This window comes from Stenotrophomonas sp. STM01 (assembly GCF_014852135.1).
GTDB classification, from domain to species: domain Bacteria; phylum Pseudomonadota; class Gammaproteobacteria; order Xanthomonadales; family Xanthomonadaceae; genus Stenotrophomonas; species Stenotrophomonas capsici.
The window spans coordinates 1,028,001-1,045,686 of the sequence record NZ_JACVBA010000001.1; the positions used below are offsets into that span (position 1 = coordinate 1,028,001).

Below are 17,686 nucleotides of genomic sequence, written 5' to 3' on the forward strand. Positions count from 1 at the left end.
CTCGCATGAACATCGCCAAGAAACTCGCCTTCGGCGCCGTGCTGGCGGTGTTCGTTGCCACCTGGATAAAGCCGCTGTGGCCGCTGGAGCAGTCACTGCACAGTTCGCTGACCGTCCTCGGCCTGGCCGGCCTGTGGTGGGTGGACCGGCGCTGGCGCCTGGGCAATGGCGCCTTCGCGGCGATCTGCGGCTTCATCGCCATCCATTGCATTGCCGCCCGCTGGCTGTACTCCAACATTCCCTATGACCAGTGGCTGCAGTCGCTGGTGGGCTGGTCGCCGGACGCCGCCTTTGGCTGGAAGCGCAACCATTTCGACCGGTTGATCCATTTTCTGTACGGGGTGTGCTTCACCCCGGCGCTGGTCCAGTTGGTTCGCCATGCCTGGCCGCGGCTCCGTTTCGGGCACGCCTTCACCCTCGCGGTGATGACGATCATGTGCTCGAGCCTGGTCTACGAGTGGTTCGAATGGGGCATCGCGCTGGCGCTGTCCCCCGACGCGGCCGAGGCCTACAACGGCCAGCAGGGCGATCCCTGGGATGCCCATGCCGACATGCTGCTGGCCACGCTGGGCAGCCTGCTGGTCTGGCCGTTGGCCCGCAAGGCGCTTGCATGAACACCCGTTCACGCATCGCCGTGCTGGCGTCCGGTCGCGGCAGCAACCTGCAATGCCTGCTGGACGCCATTGCCGGCGGCCAGCTGGATGCCGAGATCGTCGGCGTGCTGTCCGACAAACCGGCCGCGGCCGCCCTGGGAAAGGTACCGCCAGCCCTGCGCTGGGCACGCTCGCCGCGCGAATTCGACAACCGCGAGGCCTTCGACGCCGCGCTGGGGGATGCCCTCGCCGCCTGCCGGCCCGACTGGATCATCTGCGCCGGCTACATGCGCATCCTCGGCGCCGCGTTCGTGCAACGCTTCCAGGGCCGCCTGGTCAACATCCACCCGTCGCTGCTGCCATTGCACAAGGGCCTGGATACCCACGCCCGGGCAATCGAGGCCGGGGATGCCGAGCACGGCGCCAGTGTCCACTTCGTGGTTCCTGAACTGGATGCCGGCAACGTCATCGCCCAGGCACGGGTACCGGTGCTGGCCGGCGACAGCGCCGAGCAGCTGGCCCGGCGCGTGCTGGCGGTCGAACACCCACTGCTGCTGGCAACCGCCCGGCTGCTGGTCGCCGGACGCGTAGCTGAACAGGGAGGCATCATCCAGTTGGATGGTCAGTCCCTGCTCAGCCCGCTACGCCTAGATTCCGACGGCACGCTGGCTGGCTGATCCCGACATGGCGCTGACCCGCGTGCTGGCATCATCCCTCCCTTCCCCTTCGCCCGACGGCTGCGCATGACCCTCAAACCCTTCAAATGGCTGGTGTTGGGCTCGTTGCTGGCGACCGCCGGAGGCCAGGCGCAGGAACAGGCGCCGGCCCCGCCGACGGTCGTCGCGCTGCCGGCGATGGAATGGACCCCGCCGCCGCTGGAGCCCTTCGTGGCCACCTACCAGGCCTTCTACAAGGGCAAGGAAGCCGGCGATGCCACCATGCGGGTGGTGCGCGGCGAAGGCACGCAGTGGCGCGTGGACATGGGCGTGCATGGCAAGCGCGGTTTCGCCAGCGTACTCGGCCTGAACCTGGAGCAGAGCACCGTCTTCAACAACGAAGGCAACGTGTACACGCCGCTGAGCCAGAGCACGGTCAAGAAGGCGTTGTTCCTGGGCAAGAAGGTCACCGGCACCTACAACTGGCAGACCGGCACCGCGCAGTGGCAGGGCGACCTGAAGAAGGAACGGCAGCAGCCGATCCCGCTGCAGCGTGGCGACCAGAGCGCGCTGCTGCTCAACCTGTCGCTGATGCGCGATGCCATGCCCGGCAAGACGCTGCAGTACCGTTTCGTCGATGTCGGCCGGGTTCGCCAGCACGAGTACCGCGCCGCCGACGCCACCGAGAACGTGCAGGTCGGCGAGCTGAGCTACGACGCGCTGCGCGTGTACCGCACCAACGGCGGCAACGACGAGATGATCATGTGGATCGCAAACGGCGTGCCGACGCCGGTGCGTATCCTGCAACGCAAGGATGGGCAGGATGAGATCGACCTGCGCCTGATCGAATACACAGGAGCCTGAGCATGAAGACCCTCTTCCGTATCGCCGCCGCCTCGGTGCTGGCCATCGCCAGCCTCCCCGCCCTGGCGCTGGAACCGTTCACCGCCAACTACCAGGCCAGCTACATGGGCATGCAGGCCAGTGGCGTGATGACCCTGGCCAGCGAGGCGAACAACCGCTGGCGCTATAGCCTGCAGATCAAGAACCCGATGGCCGACCTGAGCCAGAGCACCGTGTTCGAGGAACAGGGTGGCACGCTGCGCCCGCTCTCCAGCCATGACCGCTCGGTGCTGCTGATCAAGCGCAAGCAGGTGGACGCGCGCTATGACTGGAACACTAACCAGGCCACCTGGACCGGCGACGTGAAGGCCGACCGCAGTGGCCCGATCAGCCTGCGCGCCGGTGACATGGACGCCCTGCTGATCAACCTGGCGATCGCCCGCGACCTGGCCGCCGGCAAGCCGCTGACCTATCGCATGGTCGACGACGGCCGCATCAAGCCGATGACCTACCGCGTCATCGGCAAGGAAAACGTCACCGTCGATGGCCGCTCGCAGGAAGCCACCAAAGTGTCGCGCGTGGACGGCAACAAGGAGCAGATCGCCTGGATCGTCCCCGGCATGCCGGTGCCGGCGCGCCTGCTGCAGCGTGAGAACGGCAAGGACGCGCTGGACCTGACCATCCGCTCGATCCACTGAGTCTCGCCCGCGGCCGGCCCCTCCCGGGCCGGGCGCAGGTCGCACCGCACGGTGACGGCCGCCGCCCGGTCACCGCGACATGCAGAAATGCAAAAAAGAAGCCTCCTGTCCGGAGGCTTCTTTCATTCGGCGGCGTCCTTCTTGAACACCGTGCGGCAGTCGCGGCGGAATTCCTCACCGCTGCTGCGCCACACGAAGCTGCGGCATTGCCGGTTGCCTTCCTCGGTGTCCTTCACCTGCACGGCGTAGAAGGCCTGGAAGAACTCCTCGCCACTGACCTGGCCATCGCCGTTCCAGTCCATCTGTTCCTTTTCCACGCCACGGGTGATCGCCACGCCGCTGTACCAGCCCCAGCCCAGCCAGGCCAGGGCCATCAGCACCAGGACCAGCAATGCCTTGCGACGCGGGGTGAAACGGCCCTTGAGGATCATGACACGCGCCGGATGCTGGCACCGAGGGCACCGAGTTTTTCCTCGATGTTCTCGTAGCCACGGTCGAGGTGGTAGATGCGGTCGATAGTGGTGTCGCCCTCGGCCAGCAGGCCGGCCAGGATCAGCGAGGCCGAGGCGCGCAGGTCGGTGGCCATCACCGGCGCACCGCTCAGCCGCTCGGCGCCGCGGACGATGGCGGTATGCCCTTCCACCTGGATGTCCGCGCCCAGGCGCAGCAGCTCGTTGACGTGCATGAAGCGGTTTTCGAAGATCGTTTCCTTGATCACGCCCACGCCGTCGGCCACGCAGTTCATGGCCATGAACTGGGCCTGCATGTCGGTCGGGAAGGCCGGGTGCGGCGCGGTGGTGATGTTCACCGCCTTGGGCCGCTTGCCGTGCATGTCCAGGGTGATGGTGTCCTCGGTGGTGCGGATCTCGGCACCGGCCTCGACCAGCTTCTGCAGCACCGCGTCCATCGTGTCCGGGCGCGCGTTGCGCACGACGATGCGGCCGCCGGTCATCGCCGCGGCGACCAGGAAGGTGCCGGTCTCGATGCGGTCCGGCAGCACCGCATGGCGGCCACCGTGCAGGCGCTCCACGCCCTCGATCACCAGCCGTGCGGTGCCGATGCCCTCGATCTTCGCGCCCAGCGCGATCAGGCAGTGCGCCAGGTCGGACACCTCCGGCTCCATCGCCGCGTTTTCCAGGACGGTGGTGCCTTCGGCCAGCACCGCGGCCATCAGCACGTTCTCGGTGCCGGTGACGCTGACCATGTCGAACGTATAGCGACCGCCCTTCAGGCGACCGTCGACATGCGCCTTGATGAAACCGTTCTCGACGTTGATGTGCGCACCCAGCGCCTGCAGGCCCTTGATGTGCTGGTCGACCGGGCGCGAGCCAATGGCGCAGCCACCCGGCAGCGACACTTCGGCCTGCCCGAACTTGGCCAGCAGCGGCCCCAGTACCAGGATCGAGGCACGCATGGTCTTGACCAGCTCATACGGCGCGACGTGCTGGTCCACGCTGCGCGGGTCCACCACCACCGCGCTGCCGCGCGACAGCGTGCCCTGGTCGATGGTGACCTTGGCGCCCAGCTCGCCGAGCAGCTTCACGGTGGTGATCACGTCGTGCAGGTGCGGCACGTTGGTGATTTCCACCGGCGCATCGGCCAGCAGGGTGGCGCACAGGATCGGCAGGACGGCGTTCTTGGCGCCGGAGATATGAACCTCACCGTTCAGCGCCTTGCCGCCGGTGACTACGATTTTTGCCATGGATGTGGAAGCCGGAATAGGGGAAATGGAGGTGCGCCGGCTCAGCCGGCTTCACCCGGGGTAACGGTCTTGAGCGCCAGCGCGTGGATCGCGCCGCCCATCAGGTCGCCCAGCGTCGCATAGACCATGCGGTGGCGGGCCAGCGGCAGCTTGCCGGCAAAGGCCTCGCAGACCACCGTCGCTTCGAAGTGAACGCCGTCTTCACCCTGCACGTCGGCACGGGCGCCGGGCAGCCCGGCTTCGATAAGGTTTCGGATGGTCTCGGCGTCCAAAGCGCTTTCCTAATAAAATGAACGTCCATTCTACTATTCCGAGTGGCGCCCGCATGGCTGCTTCCCCGCTTTCTCTCGATACCCTGCGTGATACCGACCTGGTCGCCAGTGGCCGGCGCGTGTTCGAGATCGAACGTACCGAGCTGGACCGCGTGGGGGGCCGCATCGGCGCCGAATTCGCCGCCGCCTGCCGGCTGGTGCTGGCCTCCCCGGGACGGGTGGTGACCACCGGCATGGGCAAGTCCGGGCATATCGCGCGCAAGATCGCCGCCACCCTGGCCTCCACCGGCACCCCCTCCTTCTACGTGCACCCCGGTGAAGCCGGGCATGGCGACCTGGGTATGATCACCGAGGACGACGTGGTACTGGCGCTGTCCTACTCCGGCGAGTCGGACGAAGTGCTGATGCTGCTGCCGGTGCTCAAGCGCCAGGGCAACCCCCTGATCTCGATGACCGGCCGGCCCCAGTCCAGCCTGGCCAAGGCCGCCGACGTGCACCTGGACGTGAATGTGGACCACGAGGCCTGCCCGTTGGCCCTGGCCCCGACCTCCAGCACCACCGCCTCGCTGGCGATGGGCGACGCGCTGGCCGTGGCCCTGCTCGACGCGCGCGGCTTCACCGCCGACGATTTCGCCCGCTCGCACCCGGCCGGCAGCCTGGGCCGGCGCCTGCTGCTGCACATCACCGACGTGATGCACAGCGGCGCGGACCTGCCCAGCGTGCCCGAGGACGCCAGCCTGAGCCAGGCGCTGATGGAAATGAGCCGCAAGCGCCTGGGCATGACCTCGGTGGTCGATGCCGACGGCCGCCTGGTCGGCCTGTTCACCGACGGTGACCTGCGCCGTGCCCTGGACACCGACGTGGACGTGCGCACCGCCGGCATCGCCCAGGTGATGACCCGCGGCCCGCGCACCATCGGCGCCGACCAGCTGGCCGTGGAAGCAGCACGTTTGCTGGAGAAGCACAAGATCAACGGCCTGATCGTGGTCGATGGCGACAATCGCCCGGTCGGCGCCCTGAACATTCATGACCTGTTGCGGGCAAAAGTGGTTTAAACCCCGCACAATCCCCCATCTACCCCGAAATGCCTGCCGCAACGGACCTTGCCCGCTGATGCCCTATTCCCCGCTCGACCACTTCCCCGCCCCGCTGCACGCCGTGGCCGCACGCATCCGGCTGGCCTGCTTCGACGTGGATGGCACGCTGACCGACGGCCGCCTGTACTACGACCATGCCGGCAACGAGAGCAAGGCGTATTACGTGCAGGACGGGCTGGGGCTGAAACTGCTGCAGCAGCACGGCATCCATCCGGTGTTGATCACCGCCCGCAACAGCCTGTCGGCCCAGAAGCGTGGTGCTGACCTGGGCATCGACACCCAGATCGCCGTCGGCGACAAGCTGGCCAGCGTGCGGGCGTTGTGCGAGCAGCACGGTATCGGCCTGGACCAGGTGGCCTTCCTCGGCGACGACCTGCCGGACCTGGCCCCGCTGGGCGCGGTCGGGCTGGCCGCTGCCCCGGCCGACGCCCACCCGTGGATCGCCGAACGCGTGCACTGGCAGACCCGTGCCGCCGGCGGCCGGGGCGCGGCGCGCGAGCTGTGCGACGCCCTGCTGGCGGCGCAGGGCAAGGTGGAAGCCGTGCTGGCGAGGTACGCCTGATGAACTGGCGCACCGTCCTGGGCGTCGGCCTGTTCATCGCCGCGCTGGTCACCGGCATTTCGGCCTGGCGCCATCGAACCGTGGCCGGCCCGGAACAGATCAGCGAGAACGTCAACGACTTCGTGCTCTCCGACTTCGAGATCATCAGCCTGGACGAGGAAGGCAAGGAGTCGGCCACGCTGCGGGCACCGGCGATGCAGCGCAAGCGCGCCGACCAGACCTCGACCATCATCCGGCCGTTGTTCCTGCTGCCCGATGATGCGGGCAACCACTGGGAGTTGCGCGCCGATACCGGCTGGGTCAGCCCCAAGGGCGAGGAACTGCGCCTGCGCGGCAACGTGGCCGGTGACAGCCCCAAGGACGGCAAGACCCCGCCCACCACCTTCCGCACGACCTCGCTGGATATCTTCCCGAAGCAGAACCTGGCCCGCACCGAGGCCCAGGTCACCCTGACCCGGCCGGGCCTGAGCCAAACCGGCGTCGGCTTCCAGTCCAACCTGAAAACCCAGCAGTACTCCCTCCAATCCCGAGTCAAGACCCGCTATGAACCCAATGCTGCCCGCTAAGCTCGCGTCGATCACCCTGCTCGCCGCCCTGCTCGCACCTGGCCTGGCGTGGGCCAAGAGCTCGGACCGCAACCAGCCGATGACGATCGACTCCAACAACAACGACTGCAACTTCAGCGACAACGGCAAATGCCAGTTCCGCGGTGACGTGGTGATCGTCCAGGGCACGCTGGAGATCCACGCCGACAGCGCCGACGTGATCCAGCGCAACGGCGAGACCGAGCGGGTGATCCTGACCGGCAAGCAGGCCACCCTGAAGCAGCAGATGGATGACAACACCTGGATGAACGCCCGTGCCGACAACATGGACTACAACATCAGCAGCGAAGTGATCATCCTCACCGGCAACTACAACGTCGAGTCCGAGCGCGGCACCAATGCCGGCCAGCGCATGGTCTACAACACCCGCACCGGCGCGATGCAGAGCGGCGGCGACGGTACCCGCGTGCGTACCGTCATCCAGCCCAAGGCCAAGGCACCGGCCGCGCAGGGAGACAAGAAGTAATGCTCGTCGCCCAAGGCCTGCGCAAGCGCTACAAGAACCGCGAAGTCGTCAAGGACTTCGGGCTCACCCTGGAAGCCGGCGAAGTGGTCGGCCTGCTCGGCCCCAACGGCGCCGGCAAGACCACCTGCTTCTACATGATCGTCGGGCTGGTCGCCGCCGATGCCGGCAGCATCGTGCTCGATGGCCAGGACATCACCGCCGACCCGATGTACTCGCGCGCCAAGCTGGGCGTGGGCTACCTGCCGCAGGAGCCGTCGGTGTTCCGCAAGCTGAGCGTGGCCGACAACATCCGGCTGGTGCTGGAGCTGCGCGACGACCTCGACGCCGAGGGCCGCGAGCGCGAACTGTCGGCGCTGCTGGAAGAACTGCAGATCAGCCACGTTGCCAGCCAGGCCGGCGCCAGCCTGTCCGGTGGCGAGCGTCGCCGCTGCGAGATCGCCCGCGCGCTGGCGGCCAAGCCGCGCATGATCCTGCTCGACGAACCCTTCGCCGGCGTCGACCCGATCTCGGTCGGCGAAATCCAGCGCATCGTCACCCACCTCAAGCAGCGCGGCATCGGCGTGTTGATCACCGATCACAACGTGCGCGAGACCTTGGGAATCTGCGACCGGGCGTATATCCTCGCTGAAGGCAGCGTTCTCGCGCAGGGGGCACCGGAACAGCTGCTGGCCAACACCGACGTTCGCCGCGTCTACCTGGGAGACGCGTTCACCCTCTGAGCCTGCGGCCAACGTCACGCCCTTCCCCGGACGGAACCCGGCATGAAAGCTCGGCTGCAGACATCGATGGGACAGAGCCTGGTCATGACGCCCCAGTTGCGTCAGGCCATCCGGCTGCTGCAGATGTCCAGCACCGAGCTCGAACTGGAACTGGTCGAGGCGGTGGAAACCAATCCCCTGCTGGAATGGGCCGAGAACGGCGACAACGCCGGTGACGACGAGGCCGCGCCGGGCGCGTCCAGCGACGAAGCCCCGGCCGACCTCGGCCAGGGCGACATCAGCGACGATGGCGATAGCTGGGAAGGCCGGGACGAGGACTGGAGCAGCGGCCACGGCGGTTCCTTCGACGAGGACGGCGACGGCGACAGCCGCGAACAGGCCGCCGAAGCCGACACGCTGGCCGACCACCTGCTCTGGCAGTTGCACCTGTCCCACCTCAGTGCCCGCGACCGCGCCATCGGCGTGGCCCTGATCGATGCACTGGATGAGGACGGCTACCTGCGTGAGCCGCTGCCGGGCATCGCCGAAACCCTGCTTCCCGATATCCATGCCGACGAGGACGAAATCCTCGCGGTGCTAAGCCAGATCCAGCGCTTCGACCCGGCCGGCGTGGGCGCGCGCTCGCTGGGGGAATGCCTGTCCCTGCAACTGGATGCCCTGCCTGCCGACACCCCGGGCCTGGTGTTGGCCCGCGGCATCGCCGCCGGCCCGCTGGAGCGCCTGCCGCGCGCCGGCATCCCCGGCATCGCCCAGGAGCTCAAGCAACCCCTGGACGCGGTCGAGCAGGCCGTCCAGCTGCTGCGCTCGCTGGACCCGCGCCCGGGCAAGCAACTCGGCGAACTGACCTCGGACACTTACGTGGTGCCGGACTGCGTGATCTGGCGCCAGCGCGGCATCTGGCGTTGCGCGCTGGCCGGCCACGCCGGCCCCCGGGTGGTCATCCACCGCGGCTACGAACAGTTGATCCGCCGCTGCGGCGATGCCGACGCCAGCTACCTGCGCGCGCAGCTGCAGGAGGCCCGCTGGCTGCTCAAGAGCCTGGAGGCGCGCGGCGAAACCCTGCTGCGCGTGGTCGGCAGCCTGCTGCACCACCAGGCCGGCTTCCTGGAGTTCGGCGAACAGGCCCTGCGCCCGTTGACGCTGCGTGAAATCGCCAGCGAACTGGACCTGCACGAATCCACCATTTCCCGCGCCATCGCCCGCAAGTACGTGCGTACCCCGCGTGGCACCCTGCCGCTGCGCGCGTTCTTCGCCTCCGGCATCGATACCGAGGGTGGCGGCGAGGCGTCCAGCACCGCCATCCAGTCGATGATCCGCAACCTGATCGATGGCGAAAACCCGCGCAAACCGCTTTCTGACGCGAAGCTGGCTGAGCTGCTCAAGACCAGTGGAATACCGGTGGCGCGGCGCACCGTGGCGAAGTATCGTGAAGCCATGAACATTTCTGCCTCCCACGAACGCATCCGCATCGTCTGAAGCTTTCGCTGGCTGGGCAGAGGGTTCATGAGGCAACCCCGAACCACAGGAGGAATCCGATGCGTATCGAGACGTATGGCCAGCAGATCGAAGTCACTCCCGCCCTGAAGGAGTACGTGGAAACGAAACTGGAGCGGGTGGGACGACACGTCGACCAGCACTGCGAGATACGGGTGCAGCTGTCCACTCGCAAGCCTGACTTCCTCGTCGTCGCCACGGTGAATCTGCCCGGGCGCACCCTGCATGCCGACGCCGCCGGCTCGACCATGTACGCGGCCATCGACGTCCTTGCCGACAAGCTGGACCGGTTGGTCATCAAGCACAAGGAAAAACATCTTCCCCACGCATCGCATGCACTGCGCGACAATGGCTGACAGCAGCCACTCTCCGCACCAGACATGCCGTTGACCGACCTGATGGCGGCCGTGAGTACCCAGGTACTCGCGGCCGCTGATCGAGACAGCACCCTTCTTGCCGCCTCGCGCCTGCTGGCCTGTCGCGAAGCCGGCGCAGACAGCCTTTTTGACAGCCTGCGCGAGCGTGAACGCGTCGGCAGCACCGCCATCGGCCATGGCATCGCCATCCCGCATGGCCGCTCCCCTACCCTGCAACGGCCCCGTGGCGCCTTGCTGCGCCTGCAGCAGCCGGTCGATTTCGGCGGCGACGAGGGCGTGGACCTGGTCTTCGCCATGGCCGTACCCGAGCATTACACCCACCAGCACCTGATGCTGCTGTCCGAGCTGGCCGAGCTGTTCTCCGATGCCGGCGTCCGCCAGGCCCTGCGCGATGCGCCCGATGCCGAGGCACTGCAGCAGATCATCACCCAACCGCCACAGGCGCCCCGCGGATGAATACCAGCATCACTGCCCAGGAACTGTTCGACCAGCAGCGCGAGAAGCTCGACCTGCGCTGGGTGGCCGGACGCGAAGGCGCACGCCGCGAACTGGAGGCGGGCAACACCGTGTCACGGCGGCCGTCGCTGGCCGGCTACCTGAATACGATCTACCCGAACAAGGTCCAGATCCTCGGCACCGAGGAGCTGACCTGGCTGGATTCGCTGGACGCGCGCCAGCGCTGGGAGGTGATCGAACGGATCATCCAGGCCCACCCGATGGCGCTGGTCATCACCAAGAGCCATGGCTGCCCGGAAGACCTGCGTGCGGCCGCGGACGAATCCCAGACCCCCCTGTGGGTGTCGCCCAAACGCGGCCACGAGCTGCTCAACCACCTCAGCTACCACCTGGCCCGGACCCTGGCGCCACGCATCACCCTGCACGGGGTGTTCATGGAGATCTACTCCATCGGCGTGCTGATCACCGGCGAGGCCGGCTCGGGCAAGAGCGAGCTGGCGCTGGAACTGCTCTCGCGCGGGCACCGGCTGGTCGCCGACGATGCCCCGGAGTTCACCCAGATCGCCCCGGACGTGCTCGACGGCACCTGCCCGGAACTGCTGCAGGACCTGCTCGAGGTCCGTGGCCTGGGCGTGCTCAACGTGCGCCAGATGTTCGGTGACACGTCTGTAAAGAAGAACAAGTACCTTCGCCTCATCGTCCACCTGACCAAGCCGATGACCGAACCCAGCGCCTACGGCTACGAGCGCCTGACCGGCGATTCCGGCAAGCGCCACGTGCTCGACCTGGACGTGCCGCTGATCACCCTGCCGGTGATGCCCGGCCGCAACCTGGCGGTGCTGACCGAGGCCGCCACGCGCCTGCACATCCTGCGCACCAAGGGCATCGACCCGGCCGCCATGTTCATCGCCCGCCACAGCAACCTGTTGGAGCAACGCAGTCCATGAGCGCCTTACCGTCCCCGGTGCTGGTCATCGTCAGCGGCCTGTCCGGCTCGGGCAAATCGGTCGCCCTGAAGACCTTCGAGGACCTGGATTACTACTGCTCGGACAACATCCCGGTGAACCTGCTGCCGGAATTCGTGCGCGGGGTGCTGGGCGAGGCCAATGAAACCAGCCCGCGCCGCATCGCCGTCGGCATCGACGTGCGCGGGCGCAGCGACCTGAGCCAGCTGGCGAAGTGGCGCAAGACCGCCAACGAGCATGGCATCGATGCCCGCCTGCTGTTCTTCGAGGCCGACGACGACACCCTGCTGGCGCGCTACGCCGATACCCGCCGTCGCCACCCGCTCAGCCACCTCGGGCTGTCGCTGCCCGAGGCGATCACCCGCGAGCGCGAGCTGACCGCCCCCCTGCGCCGCGAAGCCAATGCGGTGATCGACACCACCCGGCTCAACGTGCACCAGCTGCGGCGCCGGGTCATCACCGAATTCGCGCTGAGCCAGCAGAGCAAGCTCTCGCTGCTGTTCGAGTCCTTCGCCTACAAGCGCGGCGTGCCGGCCGAGGCCGACTTCGTGTTCGATGCGCGCGTGCTGCCCAACCCGCACTGGGACCCGGAACTGCGCTCGCTGACCGGCCGTGACCGTGAGGTGCGCGAATACCTGGACGCCCAGCCGGAGGTGGTGCGCTATGTCGCCCAGCTGCAGGACCTGCTGGACACCTGGCTGCCCAAGCTGGGCAACGAGACCCGCGCCTACGTGACCGTGGCCTTCGGCTGCACCGGTGGCAAGCACCGTTCGGTGTACCTGGCCGAGCGCCTGGCCCGGCATGCCCGCGAACAGGGCTGGCCGGACGTGGCCACCTTCCATCGCGAGCAGGATTGAACCCCGTACTGAACGGCACACAGAAGACAGGTTCCGACGCTATCGCGGACTCATGGTGACCTGTTAACGTTCAGGGATGACCTGCGGCATTCTCCTCGTGACCCATCCCGGCGTCGGCACTTCCCTGCTGGAAGTGGCGACCACCCTGTTGCGGCAGTTGCCGCTGAAGACCGAAGCCTTCGAAGTCCCCTTCGATGCCGACCTCGACGCACTGCTGCCCGCGGCCTCGGCCGCGATGCGGCGGGTCGAGGGTGACGAAGGCGTGCTGGTGCTGACCGACCTGTACGGCGCCAGCCCCAGCAACCTGGCCAACCAGCTGGTCCGGCTGGGTACCCCGGCCAGGCGCGTCTCCGGGTTGAGCCTGTCGATGCTGCTGCGGGTGATGAACTATCCGGAACAGGGATTGGACCAACTGCCCGCCACTGCGGCGGCGGGCGCTCGCAATGGAGTCATCGTCGACGATGCTTGAGAAAGAACTCACCGTATCCAACCGCCTGGGCCTGCATGCCCGCGCGACCGCCAAGCTGGTGCAGGTGGTATCGGCCTTCCGCGCCAATGCCACGCTGGTGGCCAAGGGCCGCGAGGTCAATGCCAAGAGCATCATGGGCGTGATGCTGCTGGCCGCCGGCCAGGGCACCCCGGTCACCGTCCGCGTCGATGGCGAGGACGAAGGTGCCGCGCTGGAAGCCATCACCGCCCTGTTCGAACGCCGTTTCGACGAAGACAACTGATGCGCGCACTGCCGCCTCCCGCCGACACGCCAAGGGGCCTGCTGCCATGACCCGGCTGCACGGGCTGGCGGCGTCGCGTGGCACGGCCCTTGGGCGTGCCCGTGTCCGCCTGCCGCACGTGCAGGAAACCGGCGAAAAGCGCATTGCCGCATCGGCTGTCGAACAGGAACTGGAACGCCTGCACCGCGCCACCGACGCGGCGCGCGCGGAGATGCGTGAACTGCGCAGCCGCCTGCAGGGCGCCCTGCCCGCCGAGGTCGGCGAGTTCCTCGACCTGCACGCCATGCTGCTGGACGACCCCGAACTGCTTGCCGCGCTGGATGAACTGGTGCGCGGCAAGCGCTACAGCGCCAGCCATGCGCTGCGCGTCCAGCGCGACCGCCTGGCGCAGGTGTTCGAGGGCATGGAGGACGCCTACCTCAAGAGCCGCATCGACGACCTGGACCACGTCATCGGCCGCATCCATTCGTTCCTGCACAAGCGCGCCACCCATGTGAAGGGGCTGGCCGGGGAGATCCTGGTCTGCGAGAACGTGGCCCCGTCCGAACTGGCCCAACTGCAGTCGCAGGGCGTGGTCGGCATCGTCAGCAGCGGCGGCAGCGTGCTTTCGCATAGCGCCATCCTGGCCCGCAGCCTGCACATGCCACTGGTAGTGGGCGCCAGCGCCGTGTTGAACAAGGTCAACGACGGCGACGTGATGATCCTGGACGGCGGCAGCGGCGAGATCGTCATCGAGCCCGCCTCCTCCGACCTGCGCCAGTACCGTGCGCGCCAGCGCGAGCTGGCCCGCGAGCAACGCGAACTGGGCCGCCTGCGCGCCAAGCCCACCCGCACGCTGGACGGCGAGGAAATCACCCTGCTGGCCAACGCCGAATCCCAGGACGACGTGGCCCAGGCGCATGCGCTGGGCGCACGCGGGCTGGGCCTGTACCGCACCGAATTCCTGTTCCTGCAGCGCAACCACCTGCCGGACGAAGAAGAACAGTTCCGCGCCTACCGCGACACCGTGCTCGGCATGAGCGGCCGGCCGGTCACCATCCGCACGCTGGACCTGGGCGCGGACAAGGCCGATCGCACCGGCCTGGTGATGGGCAACGAGGAGAACCCGGCGCTGGGCCTGCGCGGCGTGCGCCTGTCGCTGGCCAACCCCAAGGTCGCCGACACCCAGCTGCGGGCCATCCTGCGCGCGTCCGGCTACGGGCCGGTGCGCATCCTGGTGCCCATGGTCAGCAGCCGCGAGGAGATCATGGCGGTGCGCCGCCGGTTGTCGCGACTGGCCGCGCTGCTGCGCAACGATGGCCATGAAGTGGCCGAGAACATCCCGGTCGGGGCGATGATCGAGGTGCCAGCGGCAGCCATCGGGCTGGAATGCTTCATCGACCAGGTCGATTTCCTGTCGATCGGCACCAACGACCTGGTGCAATACCTGCTGGCCGCCGACCGCAACAACGAGGCGGTCAGCGAGCTGTACTCGCCGCTGCATCCGGCGGTGCTGCGGCTGCTGTGGCAGGTGATCGAGACCGCGCGACGCCACCAGACCCCGGTGGCGGTGTGCGGCGAGATCGCCGGTGACGCGCAGATGACGGCAATGTTGCTGGCGCTGGGCCTGACCGAGTTCAGCCTGCACCCCGGCACCCTGCTGGAGGTGCGCCGCGCCATCCGCGAAGTGGACCTCACCGGCCTGCGCGCGCAGGCACCGCAACTGCTGGCCGCCCGCGACCGGCGTGGTATCGAGCGCTGGATCAACGGCAACGCCCGCGACTGATTCCGATGCCCCGGCACCTGTGCATCGGCACGCCGTGCACGCGATAATGACGGGCTCAACACCGCCGATGCCGCATCCTTGCCCCGGATAGCGGCCTTTTCATTCCCGGGAGCAGCGCATGGCCGAAGCGGTACGCCACGACAAGACCGCACGACAGCTGCGTCTGCTTTCCGATGCGCTCGACAGCGGCCGGCTTGGCCCCGTACGCCGCCTGGTCAACACCCTTTCGCCGGCCGAGATCGGCAACCTGCTCGAATCGCTGCCGCCGGGCAAGCGCGAGGTGGTGTGGGGGTTGGTCGACGCCGAGGATGACGGCGAGGTGCTGGTGCACGTCGGCGACGACGTGCGCGAGAGCCTGCTGGCGGACATGGACCCGGACGAGATCATCGCCGCGGTCGAAGACCTGGACATCGACGACCTGGCCGACCTGGTCGAGGACCTGCCCGACACCGTCATCGACGAAGTGCTCAAGTCGATGGACCGCGAGAACCGCGAGCGGCTCGAGCAGGTGCTGTCCTATCCGGAAGACACCGCCGGCCGCCTGATGAACCCGGACGTGGTCACCGTGCGTGCCGACGTCAACGTCGACGTGGTGCTGCGTTACCTGCGCCTGCGCGGCGAGCTGCCGGACCATACCGACCACCTGTTCGTGGTCAGCCGTCGTCACCAGTACCTGGGCCGGTTGTCGTTGGCCTCGCTGGTGACCCACGAGGACACCACCCCGATCAACCGCCTGATCGACGATGAGCAGCCGGCCATCGACGTCGGCGAGAGCGCCGACGAAGTGGCCCGCCAGTTCTCCGACCATGACTGGGTGTCGGCACCGGTGGTGGATGACAACAACATCCTGATCGGCCGCATCACCATCGACGACGTGGTCGACATCATCCGTGGCCAGGCCGAGCACCAGGTGCTGGGCGCGGCCGGCCTGGACGAGGACGAGGACCTGTTCAGCCCGGTCTGGCGCGCCATGCGCCGGCGCCTGATGTGGCTGTCGATCAACCTGTGCACTGCGTTCCTGGCCTCCAGCGTGGTCGGTCATTTCGAAGGCACCATCGACAAGCTGGTAGCGCTGGCCGTGCTGATGCCGATCGTCGCCGGCTTGGGCGGCAACGCCGGCACCCAGGTGCTGGCGCTGATGGTGCGCGGCCTGGCGCTGGGCCAGGTGGGCGCGTCCAACGCACGCACCCTGCTGTGGAAGGAACTGCGCGTCGCGCTGCTCAATGGCCTGCTGCTCGGCTCGATCCTGGGCCTGATCGTGCTGGCCTGGTTCCACATGCCGGGGCTGTCATTGGTGATCGCCGTGGCCCTGACCTGCAACCTGCTGTTCGCCGCCTCGGCCGGCGTACTGGTGCCGCTGACGCTCAAGCGGCTGGGCTTCGACCCGGCGCTGGCCAGCGGCATCTTCCTGACCGCCGTGACCGACACGATGGGCTTCTTCACCTTCCTTGGCCTGGCCACGCTGGTGCTGCTGCATTGATTGCAGCGGGGTCTTGTCCGTTCACAGCGCGCCCGGGCTGCGTATCGGCCCGTTGCCTTTCGCGGACGCCCGCGGGAACGCGGCGCAATCCCGGCCATGGGAATGCATCGCACCTCACGCCGCGGGGATTTCATCCTGGCCCACGGGGTTCCCGGGCGACGTGGGGCTTGGCGTACTACACTCCGCAGCCCATCCGCAGGCACCGCCCATGACCACCACCATCACCGATTACTACCAGCCCGGCTGGCGCGACCAGAACCATGCCTGCCCGGCCTGCGAATGGCAGGGAAGCTCGCGGCAGATGGAGATGGAGCTGCACGACGAGCAGACCGAATACACCTGCCCGCAGTGCGAGTACCCGCTGCTGGTGGTGATGCACCCGTCGCTGCAGGAGGTCAAGGCCGCCGCCGATGCGGGCAACGAGGAAGCCCAGCAGCAGTTGGCCATCCTGGCGATGGCACCGCGCGACAGCTGAGGCGAACCACTGGCAACGGCGACCACGGCGTGCAAAGCTCGCCGGCAACGCCACTGCACCGGGGGGGGTATGCGCCTGTTGTTGATCGTCACGCTCGGACTCTGCTGCAACCTCGCCTTCGCACAGACCGAAACCGGCCCGTGGAAGCTGACCACCGCGCCGGTCGCCCCGCGCCCCGCCGAGCCGGGCCTGGGCAGGGAGTTACGGGCATCGGTCCAGCAATCGGTCGAGCAGAGCCTGAAAGGTGACAACGCGCAGGCGCGCGTTGCGTTGCTGGAGGTCGCCCAGCACTGCGATGCCTATCGGGCGGTCGCCGGGCGACGTGCGGTGAGCTTCCGTACCCAACGACAGTACGAGCTGTACCTGGCCGACCACAACGACGGCACGCCGCTGGACTGGCTGGACATGGCCTGCGCAGATGCCTACAAGCAGCTGGCCTACATCGCCGTGGAGTACCACGACACCGACCAGGCCATGCAGTGGCTGGACCAGGCCCAGGCAACTGCCCCGTATGAGGCCGACGTGCTGACCGAACGCGGCATCGCCTTCAACCAGCGCAAGGACTGGCGTGGTGCGCTGGCCAGCTACCAACAGGCGCTGGAACTGACCCGCAGCCATCCCGAGGCCGCGCATCTGCAGGCATTGGCGCTGCGCGGCGTGGGGTTCTCGCTGATCGAGCTGGGCGACCTGCCGTCGGCACAATCCCATTACGAGCAATCGCTGGAACTGGAACCCGACAACCCGGTCGCGCTGCAGGAGCTGACCTACATCCAGCAGCTGCGGGAGCGTGCCGGCGGGAAGTGACGCCTAAGGTTGGGGGCGATCAACGGTGAAGCGGATGGAATCCTGGCTTCACGGCCGAGACCGCTCCTG

The 17,686-nt window shown here is 67.8% G+C and carries 23 protein-coding genes; 20 read left to right on the forward strand and 3 right to left on the reverse strand.

Annotated features, from left to right (window positions below; translation table 11 throughout):
• Positions 1-5 precede the first annotated feature (5 nt).
• From IB227_RS04665 to IB227_RS04680, 4 genes are all read left to right on the forward strand, one after another.
• Entirely contained in the window at positions 6-614 is a 609-nt protein-coding gene (locus IB227_RS04665; protein ID WP_192286493.1) for a DUF2238 domain-containing protein, read from the forward strand.
• Positions 611-1,270, forward strand: coding sequence for a phosphoribosylglycinamide formyltransferase (gene purN, locus IB227_RS04670; RefSeq protein WP_192286494.1), 660 nt, complete (start codon positions 611-613; stop codon positions 1,268-1,270). Before IB227_RS04665 ends, purN begins: the two co-directional genes overlap by 4 nt.
• Before the next feature lie 66 nt (positions 1,271-1,336).
• Positions 1,337-2,113, forward strand: a complete 777-nt coding sequence (locus IB227_RS04675) for a DUF3108 domain-containing protein (protein WP_132864750.1) — start codon at positions 1,337-1,339, stop codon at positions 2,111-2,113.
• Between the two features lie 2 nt (positions 2,114-2,115).
• Complete coding sequence (locus IB227_RS04680; RefSeq protein WP_192286495.1) at positions 2,116-2,790, forward strand: DUF3108 domain-containing protein; 675 nt, start codon at positions 2,116-2,118, stop codon at positions 2,788-2,790.
• A 122-nt stretch (positions 2,791-2,912) separates the two neighbouring features.
• Here the strand turns inward: IB227_RS04680 and IB227_RS04685 are convergent, their stop codons facing one another.
• The 3 genes from IB227_RS04685 to IB227_RS04695 are packed head-to-tail and all read right to left on the reverse strand — an operon-like array spanning position 2,913 to position 4,764.
• Positions 2,913-3,221 carry an EF-hand domain-containing protein gene (locus IB227_RS04685; RefSeq protein WP_132864752.1) on the reverse strand — a complete coding sequence of 103 codons (309 nt, stop codon included), beginning with the start codon at positions 3,219-3,221 and terminating at the stop codon, positions 2,913-2,915.
• Positions 3,218-4,492 (reverse strand): UDP-N-acetylglucosamine 1-carboxyvinyltransferase, encoded by a 1,275-nt coding sequence (gene murA, locus IB227_RS04690; RefSeq protein WP_192286496.1) that lies wholly within the window; start codon positions 4,490-4,492, stop codon positions 3,218-3,220. The genes IB227_RS04685 and murA overlap by 4 nt, the downstream gene beginning before the upstream one ends.
• 41 nt (positions 4,493-4,533) lie before the next feature.
• Positions 4,534-4,764 carry a BolA family protein gene (locus IB227_RS04695; RefSeq protein WP_192286497.1) on the reverse strand — a complete coding sequence of 77 codons (231 nt, stop codon included), beginning with the start codon at positions 4,762-4,764 and terminating at the stop codon, positions 4,534-4,536.
• 53 nt (positions 4,765-4,817) lie between these two features.
• On the opposite strand from IB227_RS04695, the gene IB227_RS04700 reads away from it, so the two are divergent.
• From IB227_RS04700 to IB227_RS04775, 16 genes are all read left to right on the forward strand, one after another.
• The gene (locus IB227_RS04700) at positions 4,818-5,819 is read left to right on the forward strand and encodes a KpsF/GutQ family sugar-phosphate isomerase (RefSeq protein WP_132864755.1); all 1,002 of its coding nucleotides are present in this window, start codon (positions 4,818-4,820) and stop codon (positions 5,817-5,819) included.
• Positions 5,820-5,877: 58 nt separating this feature from the next.
• Positions 5,878-6,423: a phenylphosphate carboxylase subunit delta gene (locus IB227_RS04705; protein WP_192286498.1), complete on the forward strand. Its 546-nt coding sequence runs from the start codon at positions 5,878-5,880 to the stop codon at positions 6,421-6,423.
• Positions 6,423-6,989 carry an LPS export ABC transporter periplasmic protein LptC gene (gene lptC / locus IB227_RS04710; protein ID WP_192286499.1) on the forward strand — a complete coding sequence of 189 codons (567 nt, stop codon included), beginning with the start codon at positions 6,423-6,425 and terminating at the stop codon, positions 6,987-6,989. Before IB227_RS04705 ends, lptC begins: the two co-directional genes overlap by 1 nt.
• Positions 6,967-7,494, forward strand: a complete 528-nt coding sequence (lptA, locus tag IB227_RS04715; protein WP_132864758.1) for a lipopolysaccharide transport periplasmic protein LptA — start codon at positions 6,967-6,969, stop codon at positions 7,492-7,494. The genes lptC and lptA overlap by 23 nt, the downstream gene beginning before the upstream one ends.
• Positions 7,494-8,213, forward strand: coding sequence for an LPS export ABC transporter ATP-binding protein (lptB, locus tag IB227_RS04720; protein ID WP_192286500.1), 720 nt, complete (start codon positions 7,494-7,496; stop codon positions 8,211-8,213). The genes lptA and lptB overlap by 1 nt, the downstream gene beginning before the upstream one ends.
• A 42-nt stretch (positions 8,214-8,255) precedes the next feature.
• Positions 8,256-9,689 carry an RNA polymerase factor sigma-54 gene (locus IB227_RS04725; RefSeq protein ID WP_192286501.1) on the forward strand — a complete coding sequence of 478 codons (1,434 nt, stop codon included), beginning with the start codon at positions 8,256-8,258 and terminating at the stop codon, positions 9,687-9,689.
• 59 nt (positions 9,690-9,748) lie between these two features.
• A complete protein-coding gene (gene raiA, locus IB227_RS04730) occupies positions 9,749-10,063 on the forward strand; it encodes a ribosome-associated translation inhibitor RaiA (RefSeq protein WP_132864761.1) in 315 nt (104 codons plus the stop codon).
• A 24-nt stretch (positions 10,064-10,087) separates the two neighbouring features.
• On the forward strand, positions 10,088-10,540 hold the full coding sequence (locus IB227_RS04735; RefSeq protein ID WP_192286502.1) for a PTS sugar transporter subunit IIA: 453 nt from the start codon (positions 10,088-10,090) through the stop codon (positions 10,538-10,540).
• Positions 10,537-11,487, forward strand: a complete 951-nt coding sequence (hprK, locus tag IB227_RS04740) for an HPr(Ser) kinase/phosphatase (protein ID WP_132864763.1) — start codon at positions 10,537-10,539, stop codon at positions 11,485-11,487. The genes IB227_RS04735 and hprK overlap by 4 nt, the downstream gene beginning before the upstream one ends.
• Entirely contained in the window at positions 11,484-12,362 is an 879-nt protein-coding gene (rapZ, locus tag IB227_RS04745) for an RNase adapter RapZ (RefSeq protein ID WP_192286503.1), read from the forward strand. Before hprK ends, rapZ begins: the two co-directional genes overlap by 4 nt.
• Positions 12,363-12,438: 76 nt before the next feature.
• Entirely contained in the window at positions 12,439-12,831 is a 393-nt protein-coding gene (locus IB227_RS04750; RefSeq protein WP_132864765.1) for a PTS fructose IIA subunit family protein, read from the forward strand.
• The gene (locus IB227_RS04755) at positions 12,824-13,093 is read left to right on the forward strand and encodes an HPr family phosphocarrier protein (RefSeq protein ID WP_132864766.1); all 270 of its coding nucleotides are present in this window, start codon (positions 12,824-12,826) and stop codon (positions 13,091-13,093) included. Before IB227_RS04750 ends, IB227_RS04755 begins: the two co-directional genes overlap by 8 nt.
• A 46-nt stretch (positions 13,094-13,139) precedes the next feature.
• The gene (ptsP, locus tag IB227_RS04760) at positions 13,140-14,858 is read left to right on the forward strand and encodes a phosphoenolpyruvate--protein phosphotransferase (protein WP_192286504.1); all 1,719 of its coding nucleotides are present in this window, start codon (positions 13,140-13,142) and stop codon (positions 14,856-14,858) included.
• A gap of 118 nt (positions 14,859-14,976) precedes the next feature.
• Positions 14,977-16,338 (forward strand): magnesium transporter, encoded by a 1,362-nt coding sequence (mgtE, locus tag IB227_RS04765; RefSeq protein WP_132864768.1) that lies wholly within the window; start codon positions 14,977-14,979, stop codon positions 16,336-16,338.
• A gap of 208 nt (positions 16,339-16,546) precedes the next feature.
• On the forward strand, positions 16,547-16,813 hold the full coding sequence (locus IB227_RS04770) for a hypothetical protein (RefSeq protein ID WP_192286505.1): 267 nt from the start codon (positions 16,547-16,549) through the stop codon (positions 16,811-16,813).
• Between the two features lie 69 nt (positions 16,814-16,882).
• Complete coding sequence (locus IB227_RS04775; protein ID WP_192286506.1) at positions 16,883-17,617, forward strand: tetratricopeptide repeat protein; 735 nt, start codon at positions 16,883-16,885, stop codon at positions 17,615-17,617.
• Positions 17,618-17,686 lie beyond the last annotated feature (69 nt).